This is a genomic window from Pseudomonas sp. TH04, assembly GCF_016651355.1.
Classification (GTDB): Bacteria; Pseudomonadota; Gammaproteobacteria; order Pseudomonadales; family Pseudomonadaceae; genus Aquipseudomonas; species Aquipseudomonas fluorescens.
The window spans coordinates 3898854-3911456 of sequence record NZ_JAEKEA010000001.1 but is presented as its reverse complement, the minus strand read 5'-3'; the positions used below and the strand labels follow the sequence as shown (position 1 = coordinate 3911456).

Genomic DNA, 12603 nt, shown 5'->3' with positions numbered 1-12603 from the left:
GTCGAACTCCGTCGTCAGTCGCGCGATAAAAGGCGCGGGGCAAGCTCTTTGAGAGCGCGACGATAAACCTCGCGCTTGAATGTCACCACCTGGCCCAACGGGTACCAATAGCTGACCCAGCGCCAGCCATCGAACTCCGGTTTACCGGTCAAATCCATCCGCACCCGCTGCTCGTTGGAGATCAGGCGCAGGAGAAACCATTTCTGCTTCTGGCCGATGCACAGCGGTTGGCTGTGCGTACGCACCAGGCGTTGCGGCAAACGATAGCGCAACCAGCCGCGAGTACAGGCCAGAATTTGCACATCTTCGCGCTCAAGGCCGACTTCTTCATTCAACTCACGGTACAAGGCGTCTTCAGGGGTTTCGTCGGGGTTGATTCCGCCTTGAGGAAACTGCCAGGCATCTTGGTTGATTCGGCGAGCCCATAGCACCTGTCCGGCATCATTCGTAAGAATAATCCCGACATTAGGACGGAAACCATCGGGGTCGATCACGGCAACAACCTCGCAAACGCATGTCGCCGCATTGTTCCACAAAGGTTGTTCCAGCGGCAACGAGGCTTCTTACCTTATGTGCACTCTTGTGAAAAGACCGTATTCTGGACGCCTTTTTACAGACTTTTCAGCGAGTAACTGCAATGCGCCTGGCTTTATTCGACTTGGACAACACGCTTCTGGGCGGTGACAGCGATCACGCCTGGGGCGATTACCTCTGCGAACGCGGAATTCTCGATGCGGTGGCCTACAAGGCGCGCAACGATGAGTTTTACCAGGATTACCTGGCCGGCAAGCTGGATAACGCCGCTTACCTTAATTTCTGCCTGGAAATCCTCGGCCGCACCGAGATGGCCCAGTTGGACGAATGGCACAACGACTACATGCGTGACTGCATCGAGCCGATCATGCTGCCGCAGGCCATGGAACTGCTGGCCAAGCACCGTGCCGCCGGCGACAAGCTGGTGATCATCACCGCGACCAACCGCTTCGTCACCGCACCGATTGCCGCGCGCCTGGGGGTTGAAACCCTGATCGCCACCGAGTGCGAGATGGAAAATGGCCGCTACACCGGGCGCAGCACCGATGTGCCGTGCTTCCGCGAAGGCAAGGTCACGCGTTTGAATCGCTGGCTCGAAGAAACCGGGCACAGCCTGGAAGACAGCTACTTCTACAGCGATTCGATGAATGACTTGCCGCTGTTGGAGCAGGTGACGCATGCGGTAGCCGTGGACCCGGACCCGAATCTGCGGGCTGAAGCCCAGAAGCGTGGCTGGCCGGTGATTAGTCTGCGCGGCTGATAACGCCTTCGCGAGCACGCCCGCGCGCACATTTTGACCGCGCTCCCTCTGAAGGAACCGGCTCGAATGTGGGAGCGGGCTTGCTCGCGAATGAAGTCGACTGGGCCCCAAGCCTTACATCGGCTTCGCCACCATCAAATAGAAAATCGCCACAAACGCCAGAAACGCCGGCCAGCCCAGACCAAACCACCAGCGCATATAGGTTGTCGCCTTGATCGGCATCGCCGTGCCCTCGCGCAACGCCTGCTCGGCCATCGTGTGCACACGAATCTGTAACCACACCACCGGTAGCCAACAGATCCCGGCCAGGCAATACAGGCCGATGGTCCATTGCAGCCAGCTTTGCTGCATCGACCAACCCGCCAAGTGCATCAAGCCAACTCCGCTCAAGGGCTGGAACACCGCCGTGGTCGCGGTAAACGCCCAGTCGGCGAACACCAGGTGTTTGAAGGTCACGGCGATCACTTCAACCTTGCCGCTGCGCCAGGCGCGCAAGGCGTAGTAAGCCGAGCCCGCACCCAACCCGAACAGAATGGTCGACGACAGGATATGCAGGGTTTTCAGCAGCAGGTAAGCGCTCATCGCCGGGGTTCAGTCCAAAGAAGCCAAAGAGTAGCCACCATGAGTACCAGGTTTTTGGCGACCGCCGCGTAGGGATCAAACCAGTAATGGGGCAGGATTATGCTGATAACCACGGTGTAACCTGCCATCAGCAGCAGTTGCAGGATCAGGGTCTGCCTGCGCCAACGCGCGACCAGCAGCCCCAAGCCCAACAGGCCATCACACACGGCCCCGGCGATCACCGCCAGCGTCGCCCAAGCGCCTTGCACGCCCGCTTCGGCCAGGATGCGCAGGCCCCAGTCATAACCCGGGCCGGCGCAGACCACTGCGGTGCCCAGCCAGATCAGCACCATCACCGCCAGCATCAGCGGACGGACAGTGCGTTGGCTACTCACTGTTGCCGTCGGCCAATCCCGCAGCCGCGTGGCCAGCGGTGCGGCCGTATAGCCGCACACCGAAGCCAGCACCTCGGGGTCGGCCACATTGTCCTGTTGCGCCAGTGCGATACTTTGTCGATTCAACGCCCGCCAACCCAAGTGGTCTCCCAGCCAACCGCCCAACCCCAGCAACGGCACTTGCCGGTAGCGGCCCGCGCCCCAGCCTTGAGCGGCACGCAGGTGGTCAATGACCTTGGACAGTGGCATCGGCTCAGGGCCCACCAACGGCAGCACCATTGATTCGGCCGGCCACTGCCGCAACAGCGCCAGTACCGCACCGACCACGTCGTCGATATGCACGGGTTGCAGGTGGGCCTTGAGGTTCAGCAACGGAATCAACGGCCAAGGCGAAAGCCCGGCCAACCACGCACTGCTGGCACCACCAGCACCCACCACCAATGAAGGCCGCAGCACCACGCACGCTTTGCCCAGGCCGAGCAAGTAATCATCCGCCGAGCCTTTGCTGGCCAGGAATGGCACGTCGGAGTGCGCCGAAGCCCCCAGGGCAGAAATCTGCAACACCCGCGCACCATGCCGGGCCGCCAGATCAAACAGCACGCGGGCGCCCTGATCCTGGACACGGCTCAACTGCGCCGCATCCACGCTCAGCAGGCCCGCCGCATTGATCAATAAATCAACAGAGTCAGGAAAAACAAAGCACTCGGGGTCGATCGCCAACCGGCTCAAATCCAGTGACCGCCACTCTACCCCTGGCCAGTTCTGACTTCGAGGCTCGCGACACGTAGCGATCACGCGGTGCCCCGCTTGCTGCAAGGCACGCAACAGGTGGCCGCCTACAAACCCTGTGGCGCCGACCAAAAGAATGTTCATGAAGATCCTTTAGACCGGTTTGGCGCCCATCAAGCCGGCAATCGCCACAAACCCCACCAGGCTGACCACCGCCAGCACCAGGGTGAAATTCAGGTTGCCGCCTTCGCCTTTGCGCAGGCGATTAAGCCGTGCCACCAGCCAGAACCAGGCCAGCGCGGCCACGGTATAGAGGAGGCTGGAGCCCAGAATCCAGGTTTGCCCCAGCGGCCAGCCGACCAAGTGCACCAGCCACCAGCCGGTGAACGGCATGCTGACAAGGCTTATCCCCATCAACAACCACACGAACACCCATGGGCGTTGCACGGTGAAGGCCGGGCCGGCGCTGCGTTTGCGCCAGGCCAGGACCGCCAGGCCGAGGCCGCTGAGCAGCAGCAACACGGTGGCGGTGATGTGAATAACCTTGAGGGTGGTCAGCGTTTCCATGGTCTCGATTCCTTATAGGCCGCTCAGTCAGCGTAGTCGCTCAACCGAGGAACAGCTGGTAGGCCGGGTTTTCGCTTTCATCCCAATACGGGTAGCCGATTTGTGCCAACGCGGCCGGCACCAGGTGACGCTCGTCTGCCGGTACTTGCAGGCCCGCGACCACACGGCCGTCGGCCGCGCCGTGGTTGCGATAGTGGAACATCGAGATGTTCCAGCGCCCGCCCAATTTGTTAAGGAAGTTGAACAGTGCGCCCGGGCGCTCCGGGAACTCGAAACGAAACACCAGCTCATCGCTGACTTTAGCCGCGTGGCCACCCACCATATGGCGGATGTGCAACTTGGCCAGTTCGTTCTCGGTCAGGTCCAGCACCGGGAAGCCCTGGCTGGTAAGGCTGGCGATCAGCGCGCTGCGCGGGTCGTTTTCGGGGTGCGTCTGCACGCCGACGAAGATGTGCGCCTCACGCCCGGAGTGGTAGCGGTAGTTGAATTCGGTGATCTGGCGCTTGCCCACTGCTTCGCAGAACGCCTTGAAGCTGCCCGGCTTCTCGGGGATGGTCACGGCGATGATGGCCTCGCGGCCTTCACCCAGCTCGGCGCGCTCGGCGACGTGACGCAGGCGGTCGAAGTTGACGTTGGCGCCGGAGTCGATGGCCACCAGGGTTTGCCCGGTCACGCCACGGGTCTCCACGTATTTCTTGATCCCCGCCACACCCAATGCGCCCGCCGGCTCGGTGATGGAGCGGGTGTCGTCGTAGATGTCCTTGATCGCCGCGCAGATTTCATCGGTGCTGACGGTAATCACTTCATCCACATAGTCTTTGCAGATGTCGAACGTGTGCTGGCCGATCTGTGCCACCGCCACGCCATCGGCAAAAATGCCGACGGTCGGCAAGATCACGCGCTCACCCGCGGCCATCGCGGCTTGCAGGCAGTTGGAATCGTCCGGCTCGACGCCGATGATCTTGATCTCCGGGCGCAGGTATTTCACGTACGCCGCGATACCCGCGATCAGCCCGCCGCCGCCGACCGGCACAAAAATCGCGTCCAGAGGCCCCGGGTGCTGGCGCAGGATTTCCATCGCCACGGTGCCCTGCCCGGCAATGGTGTGCGGATCATCGTAGGGGTGAATGTAAACGTAGCCTTTTTCGTCGACCAGTTTCAGCGAGTAGGCCAGGGCTTCCGGGAAGGAATCACCGTGCAGCACCACTTTGCCGCCACGCGAGCGCACGCCTTCGACCTTGATCTCCGGCGTGGTCTTGGGCATCACGATGGTGGCCTTGACCCCCAGCACCTTGGCCGCCAGGGCCAGGCCCTGGGCGTGGTTGCCCGCAGAAGCCGTGACCACACCGCGCGCGCGTTCTTCGGCGCTCAGTTGGGTCAGCTTGTTGTAGGCGCCGCGAATCTTGAACGAGAACACCGGCTGCAAGTCTTCACGCTTGAGCCAGACCTTGTTGCCCAGCCGCTCGGAGAGCTGGCGAGCGGTCTGCAATGGGGTTTCTACGGCAACGTCATAAACGCGCGAGGTGAGGATCTTTTTGACGTACTGTTCAAGCATCGGCAGGCATCACTGAGCGGGTTGGGCAGGGCCAAGGAGTCTAACCCGGCTTTTGGCCGGGCGACCACACGAATCCCGAGGTTTTGTTGGGTTATACTCGCCGCCCTCGATAACTCCCCGCCCGTTCCGGAGCCCGCATGACCCAGGATCAACTCAAACAGGCAGTGGCCCAGGCCGCCGTCGATTTAATCCTTCCTAAACTCGACGACAAAAGCATCGTCGGTGTCGGCACCGGCTCCACCGCCAACTGCTTTATCGATGCACTGGCCCAGCACAAGGGCGCGTTCGACGGCGCGGTGGCCAGCTCCGAAGCCACCGCCGCGCGCCTCAAGGGCCATGGCATTCCGGTGTACGAGCTCAACACCGTGAGCGACCTGGAGTTCTACGTGGACGGCGCCGATGAAAGCGACGAACACCTGAACCTGATCAAAGGCGGCGGCGCCGCCCTGACCCGCGAGAAGATCGTCGCGGCCGTGGCCAAGACCTTTATCTGCATCGCCGACGCCAGCAAGCTGGTGCCGGTACTCGGTGCGTTCCCGCTGCCGGTCGAAGTCATCCCGATGGCCCGCAGCCACGTGGCCCGTGAACTGGTGAAACTGGGCGGCGACCCGGTGTACCGCGAAGGCGTGTTGACCGACAACGGCAACATCATCATCGACGTGTACAACATGCAGATCACCAACCCGGTGGAACTGGAAACCCAGATCAATGCGATCGTCGGCGTGGTCACCAATGGTTTGTTCGCCGCGCGCCCGGCGGATGTGCTGCTGCTGGGTACGCCTGAAGGCGTGAAAACCCTTAAGGCCTGAAGCTCAGCGCTGATCTCCTGTGGAGACAGGGCTTGTGTGGGAGCGGGCTTGCGCGCGAATGCGGTGTGTCAGTCAACTGATCTGGCGACTGAGACACCGCATTCGCGAGCAAGCCCGCTCCCACATTTAATGTGTGCTGACCTGGATAACTGTGTAACAAAACCGCTACTTTTCGCAGCACCCGCGCTCAAAAACCGTGCGCATGTCACGGCATTCCACGCCTCTCCTAGTATCAAATCCGTTACAAATTACACCCAGGCGACCCACGCGTTTAACAATGCGCCACTTCGCACACGCTCATGGAATGAGGCGCGCATTGTGCAATGGTTCTGGGCTTTGAAACCCCCATCACCTCAAGGACGACCTTGTGATAAAGCCTCTTGCCCTCGCTATCAGCGTTGTCGGCACTCTGCTGTCGACGCAAACCCAGGCCTACGATTACGGCCAGCACGCCAATACCACCCTGGAAAAGCTGATCAACGACTACCCCGGCCGTTATCGCGGCACGGCCAATTTCGCCGGCGCGGCAGATTGGATGCAAAGCCAGATGGGTTCGGCCTACAACCTCAGTCGCCAGAACTTCACCTGGAACAACGGCACTCGCGCTTCGCAAAACGTGGTGGCCTATGCTGCAGGCACTAAACCGCAGTACGTGGTGATTGGCGCGCACTTCGACACCTACTTCGGCCGCCCCACCCTGCAAGGCCTGGACGATAACGGCTCCGGCGCCAGCGTGCTGACCGAAGTGGCCAGGAACCTCGGCGGCCTGCCGCTGGAGAACGGCTTGCAGGTCGTCGGCTTCGGCGCCGAAGAAGAAGGCCTGCGCGGCTCCAAGGCCTTCGTCGACTCACTGAGCGCCAGCCAACGCGCGAACATGCTGGCGATGATCAACCTCGACAGCCTGATCACCGGCGACATGATGTACGCCCACGCCGGCCAGAACAGCACGGCCAACCCCGCCCTGGCGTCGCTGCGCGAGCACACCTTGCAAATCGCCAAGGAGCTGAACATCCCGCTGTTCACCAACCCGGGCCTGGACCCGCAGTACCCCAAGGGCACCGGCTGCTGCAGTGATGGCGAGCCGTTCGAACCGCTGAAGATCCCGATTCTGTATATCGAAGCCACCAACTGGGAGCTGGGCGATCTGGACGGTTACACCCAAACCAATAACCCAAAAATTCCCGGCGGCTCCACCTGGCACGACCCGGCAGAAGACAACAAGGCCGTGCTGACCAATGCCTTTGGCCAGGAACGCATCGACCAGCGCCTGCGCGACTATTCACGCCTGCTCAGCCGCCTGGTGCTGGAGCTGACCAACGCCGACTTGCTGGCCTCCACCACGTCGGGCGGCGCCGTTGCGCGCAACCTGCAGGACAACCTGCAACGCCAGCATCAGGCTATGGTGCGTCTGCATGATCGCCGTTGGTTGACCTTGCAAGCGGCCAGCCGCGAGGTCGGAAGCGTAGACGGCGAAATCGGCGTGGACGGCGAATACACCCCGGACAGCGGCTTCGACAGCCCGCTCAACCGTGACACCCGACGCCTGGGCGTACACGCCTTGGGCGACTATCAGCTCACCTCCAGCCTGAATATCGGCGCCAGCCTCAGTTACCTCAATGGCCGCGACACGCTGGAGCAGCGCGGCAAACTGGACAGCGACACCTGGCAGGCCGCGGCCTATGCCTTGCTCAACGATGGCGGGCCAAGCTGGCTGGCCGGCGACCTGAGCGTCGGCCACACGCGTTTTGATTCCAAGCGTAACCTGCTGATCCAGGCCAATGGCGGCCCGGTGCTGCTCGACCAGCACCTGACCGGCAACACCGACGCCTTGTCGTTGGGCGCGCGCGTATTGGGCGGTTATGACTTTGATTTCGGTGCGATCAAGAGCGGGCCATTTGCCGGCCTGGATTACAGCCACTCGCGCATTGATAAATTCCACGAAAAACAGAACCTGCGCACGGCGTTGGAATACGAACAACAGTCTTTCGACTCCCTGGAAGCCAGCCTCGGTTGGCGCGTGCGCGGTGCCGTTGCCCTGCCCTATGGCATGAGCCTGCTGCCTTACGGCGACATCGCCTGGGTCAACGAATTGGCTGACGGCCGCCTCGAAGACCTGCAATTGACCGCCCGCGCCGACGGCCAGGCGCGCACCGCCAACCTTGGTTCAGTGGACAAGCGCTTTGGCCGCGCCCAGGTCGGCAGCCAGTTGGCGATTACCCCGCAACTGGGTGTGTATGCCGAAGTGAACAGCCGCCTTGGGCATACGGAAGGCAGCCAGACCGGCTATTCATTGGGCGTGCAATGGATGTTTTGATCAGGGCTTTTTGAACACGTAGAACAGGTTCGGCTCGCTGACCACATACAACGAGCCTTCGTCATCCATGGCGATCCCTTCGGCCTGCGGCACACGCTTTTCAAGGCCATGGCGCCCGTTGAGCAAAGAAAGACTGCTCAACGGGCGACCATCAAGGCCCAGCTCCAGCACCAGGAACGATTCATCCGACAGCGCCAGCAGGTGGCCGCTGCGCTCGTCGTATTGCAGGCTCGAGAGGTCGCGCACAAACAGCCCGGCATCGCGCTTGGGGTTGTTGATCACGTGCACGGAGTAGGTTTTTTCCGGTTTGAAATGGGGAAACCCGTGAACCTCGTAAATCAGCATCGGGTCGCGTTCCTTGGCCACAAACAGGCGCTTGCCCACCGAGTCGTACGCCAGGCCCTCGAAGCCGTTGTTACCACCGATGTGCACGCCCAACGTCATCTGCTCAGCATCCGCAGCATCGAGAAATTGGGTGTCGTCATTCACATGCACCTTGATCAGTCGTTGCTGGCTCTCATCGCTGATCACGTAGATGTTGTCGCTGATGAACTCCACCGCCTCCGCATCGCCAAACCCCACCAGAGGAATCCGCCGCAGGATCTTGCCGTCCAGGGACAGCTCGATCAGTTCGGCGTTTTTATTGGTGACCGTAAACAGGCTTTTGCGCACCGGGTCGTAGGTAAGGGCCGAGACGTTGTCGTCGAGACCGTCGATGACCACGGCTTGCAGGCTGACGCGGTAATCCCCCAGGCCAATGGAGCGCTCATCGGCAGGATGGCGCCATGTCTGGAAATTGAACCAGCCACGCTCAAACAGGCGAAAGTGCTGTGCGACCACTCCGGCGGCGACCAGAGTGAGCAGCATCACGATAAAGAACGCGGGTTTGGGGCGGGCAAGTCGACGCATCAGGCAAGCTCAAAGACAAAAAGTGGCGAATAAATATCACGCCGTTCTGAATTTAAACTTAAACGCTGCCGAGTGCCTGGTGAATGCCGCTTATAGAGCGGTAACCGACGCAATCGTCGGTTATTTCTGTTTTTCGAAGCGATAGAACAGGTTCGGCTCACTGACCATATACAACGTGCCGTTCTCGTCCATGGTCACGCCTTCCGCCCGGGGAATGGTGTGCTTGAGACCATTGAAGCCGCCAAGCAGGGTGATGAAGCTGACTTGCTCGCCCTTCTCATCCAACTCCAGCAGCAGGTGGGAGTCGGCCGACAACACCAGCAAGTGCCCGGTACGCGGGTCGACGGCCAGGGCCGAGATGTTGCGCACGTCCAGCGCGGTGCTGGCGATCTTTTGCTTGTCGCCGGTCAGCGTGCTGCCATCGCTTTTCCAGGTGAACAGCGCCGGCGGGCGCTCTTCGCCGAGTACGATGTGCTGGTTGCGTTTGTCCCAGGTCACGCCTTCAAAGGCTTTGTTCTGATCCTTGGACGGGCCCAGGTCGTAAGTCTTGAAGTCCGCGAAATTCAGTTGCTGGGTGCTGGCGTCAACGCTGACCACGGTCAGGGTGTGCATGCGTTCATCGACAATGGCCATCTGGCCGTTCTCCATGACTGTCACACCTTCCGGGTTATTCCAGCCGTTGAGCGGCATTTTGCGCAGCACGTCGCCTTGCAGGCTCAGCTCCACGAGGAACGGGTTTTTGCCCATCACAGAAAACAGGGTTTTGGTCTGCGGGTTATAGGAAACGTCCGAAGCCTCGTCCTTCTCCATACCGGGCAGCAATTTGGCGTCGATAACCGCACGGTAATCCGGCAGCCACACGCTCGCTTGTCGCTCAGCCGGCGTTTCAAAACGCTCCGCCACCCACAATACGCCGCGATCATCCCAATGCATCGCCCAGGCAACGCCATACACAATTACCGCGACCAGGAACAGCCAGGAATACCAGCGCAGGGCAAAACGTGAACGGGGTTTGGATTTAACGGAAGGCAAGAGCACGGCCATTGAGCGCTTTTCCAGAAAGTCAGCTTTAGGTGATAGCACAGGATCGACGGGCCCGCGCGCAGGAGCCTGCGGATTATCCGGATGGCGTGTGAAAAAAATGCAAAACCCTTCGATTCTGCTCATGATGTACGCAACCAAATGGGGAGCGGGCTTGCTCGCGAATGCAGCGTGTCAGTCACCGAATGTGTTGACTGGTACACCGCATTCGCGAGCAAGCCCGCTCACACATTTTTGACCGCGTTTGGCCGGGTTCTTAGCGAACGCTGCTTTCGAAGCGGCTCACGCCCGCCAGCTCCAACACCAGCTCATCGCCCACATTCAACGGGCCCACACCGGCCGGGGTGCCGGTGAGAATCACGTCACCCGCCTGCAGCGAGAAGCAGCCGGCCATGTGCTGGATCATCGGGATGATCGGGTTGAGCATCTGCGCGCTGTTGCCGTCCTGGCGCACTTCGCCGTTGATGGTCAGGCGAATGCCGATGTCGGTCACGTCCGCAAAGGTGCTGCTCACCACAAACGGTGCGATCACCGCCGCGCCGTCGAACGACTTGGCGATTTCCCACGGCAGGCCTTTGGCTTTCAATTCGGCCTGCTTGTCGCGCAGGGTCAAATCCAGTGCCGGGGCGAAGCCGGAGATGGCGTCCAGCACTTCTTCACGGCTCGGCTTGGCCGACAACGGTTTGCCGATCAGTACCGCGATTTCCGCTTCGTAGTGCACCGAGCCGCGCTCGGTAGGGATGGCGAAACCGCCTTCCAGTGCTACCACGCAACTGCCCGGCTTGATGAACAGCAGGGGCTCGGTCGGGACCGGGTTGTCCAGTTCCTTGGCATGTTCGGCGTAGTTACGCCCGATGCACACCACTTTACCCAGGGGAAAGTGGATGTTGGTGCCGTCGATGTACTTGTGCTGGTAGCTCATGAAACGACTCCTTCAGGGACGGTTAAACAGCGAAGATCTTCCCAGGGTTCATGATCCCGTTAGGGTCGAACACCGCTTTGACTGCCTTCATGTATTCAATTTCAACCGGCGAGCGGCTGTAGGTCAGGTAATCGCGCTTGGTCATGCCCACGCCGTGTTCGGCGGAGATCGAGCCGTTGTACTTCTCGACGGTCTCGAACACCCACTTGTTGACGGTGGCGCACTTGGCGAAGAACTCGTCCTTGCTCAGGTTTTCCGGCTTGAGGATGTTCAGGTGCAGGTTGCCGTCGCCGATGTGGCCGAACCAGACAATTTCGAAGTCCGGGTAATGCTCACCGACGATCGCGTCAATTTCCTTCAAGAACGCCGGGACTTTGGAAACGGTCACGGAGATGTCGTTCTTGTAGGGCGTCCAGTGGGAAATGGTCTCGGAGATGTACTCGCGCAGTTTCCACAGGTTGTGCAGTTGGGTTTCGCTCTGGCTCATCACGCCGTCCAGCACCCAGCCCTGCTCAACGCAGTGCTCGAAGGTTTCCAGGGCGTGGTTGGCGACTTCTTCGGTGGTGGCTTCGAATTCCAGCAGCGCGTAGAACGGGCATTCGGTTTCGAACGGTGCCGGTACGTCGCCACGGCCCATGACTTTGGCCAGGGCCTTGTCGGAGAAGAATTCGAAGGCGGTCAGGTCCAGCTTGCTTTGGAACGCGTGCAGCACCGGCATGATCGAGTCGAAGTCAGTGGTGCCAAGCACCATGGCAGTGAGGTTTTTCGGCGCACGGTCCAGGCGCATGGTGGCTTCCACCACAAAACCCAACGTACCTTCGGCACCGATAAACAGTTGGCGCATGTCGTAACCGGTGGCGTTCTTGATCAGGTCGCGGTTCAGCTCCAGTACGTCACCTTTGCCGGTGACGACTTTCATGCCGGCGACCCAGTTGCGGGTCATGCCGTAGCGAATCACTTTGATCCCGCCGGCATTGGTGCCGATGTTGCCGCCAATCTGGCTCGAACCGGACGAAGCGAAGTCCACCGGGTAGTACAGGCCTTTTTCTTCGGCGACGTTCTGCAATTGCTTGGTGACCACGCCCGGCTGGCACCTGGCGGTGCGGTCGGTGAGGTTCACGTCGAGGATCTGGTTCATGTAGTCGAACGACACCACCACCTCGCCATTGGCCGCAACGGCAGCAGCCGACAAGCCGGTACGACCACCAGATGGCACCAGCGCCACCTTGTGTTCATTGGCCCAACGGACGATGGCTTGCACCTGTTCGATGGTCTTGGGAAAGACGATGGCAGACGGTGCAGGTGCGAAGTGCTTGGTCCAATCCTTGCCGTAAGCCTCCAGGGAGTCTGCATCGGTCAGCACTTTGCCGGGCTCAACCAGGGTCTTTAGCTCATCAATCAGGGCAGGATGGGTCATCGACAGGACTCTCGAACAATTCATGGTCATCCTGAGAACGCTTCACGTCGCAGGAATAGGTGTTTAGCGGGGCGCGTATGCTAGCATACC

12 protein-coding genes are annotated in these 12603 nt (G+C 60.6%); 3 read left to right on the top strand and 9 right to left on the bottom strand.

Annotated elements, in window-relative coordinates; all coding sequences use genetic code 11:
- Positions 1-14: 14 nt before the first annotated feature.
- Complete coding sequence (locus JFT85_RS17495; RefSeq protein ID WP_053128161.1) at positions 15-494, bottom strand: RNA pyrophosphohydrolase; 480 nt, start codon at positions 492-494, stop codon at positions 15-17.
- Between the two features lie 143 nt (positions 495-637).
- On the opposite strand from JFT85_RS17495, the gene JFT85_RS17490 reads away from it, so the two are divergent.
- Positions 638-1294, top strand: a complete 657-nt coding sequence (locus tag JFT85_RS17490) for a histidinol-phosphatase (RefSeq protein ID WP_053258521.1) — start codon at positions 638-640, stop codon at positions 1292-1294.
- Positions 1295-1408: 114 nt separating this feature from the next.
- Here the strand turns inward: JFT85_RS17490 and JFT85_RS17485 are convergent, their stop codons facing one another.
- The 4 genes from JFT85_RS17485 to ilvA are packed head-to-tail and all read right to left on the bottom strand — an operon-like array spanning position 1409 to position 5101.
- A complete protein-coding gene (locus tag JFT85_RS17485) occupies positions 1409-1876 on the bottom strand; it encodes a DUF2269 family protein (RefSeq protein ID WP_053258522.1) in 468 nt (155 codons plus the stop codon).
- Positions 1873-3123 (bottom strand): SDR family oxidoreductase, encoded by a 1251-nt coding sequence (locus JFT85_RS17480; protein WP_201230214.1) that lies wholly within the window; start codon positions 3121-3123, stop codon positions 1873-1875. The genes JFT85_RS17485 and JFT85_RS17480 overlap by 4 nt, the downstream gene beginning before the upstream one ends.
- Positions 3124-3132: 9 nt before the next feature.
- Positions 3133-3546 (bottom strand): DUF2269 family protein, encoded by a 414-nt coding sequence (locus JFT85_RS17475; protein WP_069551117.1) that lies wholly within the window; start codon positions 3544-3546, stop codon positions 3133-3135.
- A 40-nt stretch (positions 3547-3586) separates the two neighbouring features.
- Complete coding sequence (gene ilvA, locus JFT85_RS17470; protein ID WP_053258525.1) at positions 3587-5101, bottom strand: threonine ammonia-lyase, biosynthetic; 1515 nt, start codon at positions 5099-5101, stop codon at positions 3587-3589.
- A 137-nt stretch (positions 5102-5238) separates the two neighbouring features.
- Here ilvA and rpiA point away from each other — a divergent pair, with 137 nt between their 5' ends.
- The gene (gene rpiA, locus JFT85_RS17465; RefSeq protein ID WP_069551118.1) at positions 5239-5910 is read left to right on the top strand and encodes a ribose-5-phosphate isomerase RpiA; all 672 of its coding nucleotides are present in this window, start codon (positions 5239-5241) and stop codon (positions 5908-5910) included.
- 367 nt (positions 5911-6277) lie between these two features.
- Positions 6278-8224, top strand: coding sequence for an autotransporter domain-containing protein (locus tag JFT85_RS17460; protein ID WP_053258527.1), 1947 nt, complete (start codon positions 6278-6280; stop codon positions 8222-8224).
- On the opposite strand, the gene JFT85_RS17455 is transcribed toward JFT85_RS17460, so the two are convergent.
- From JFT85_RS17455 to JFT85_RS17440, 4 genes are all read right to left on the bottom strand, one after another.
- Positions 8225-9133, bottom strand: a complete 909-nt coding sequence (locus JFT85_RS17455) for an SdiA-regulated domain-containing protein (RefSeq protein ID WP_053258528.1) — start codon at positions 9131-9133, stop codon at positions 8225-8227. It abuts the gene before it with no gap.
- 120 nt (positions 9134-9253) lie between these two features.
- The gene (locus JFT85_RS17450; RefSeq protein WP_053258529.1) at positions 9254-10177 is read right to left on the bottom strand and encodes an SdiA-regulated domain-containing protein; all 924 of its coding nucleotides are present in this window, start codon (positions 10175-10177) and stop codon (positions 9254-9256) included.
- 253 nt (positions 10178-10430) lie between these two features.
- Positions 10431-11096, bottom strand: a complete 666-nt coding sequence (locus tag JFT85_RS17445; RefSeq protein ID WP_053258530.1) for a fumarylacetoacetate hydrolase family protein — start codon at positions 11094-11096, stop codon at positions 10431-10433.
- A gap of 22 nt (positions 11097-11118) precedes the next feature.
- Positions 11119-12513, bottom strand: coding sequence for an FAD-binding oxidoreductase (locus JFT85_RS17440; protein ID WP_053258531.1), 1395 nt, complete (start codon positions 12511-12513; stop codon positions 11119-11121).
- Positions 12514-12603 lie beyond the last annotated feature (90 nt).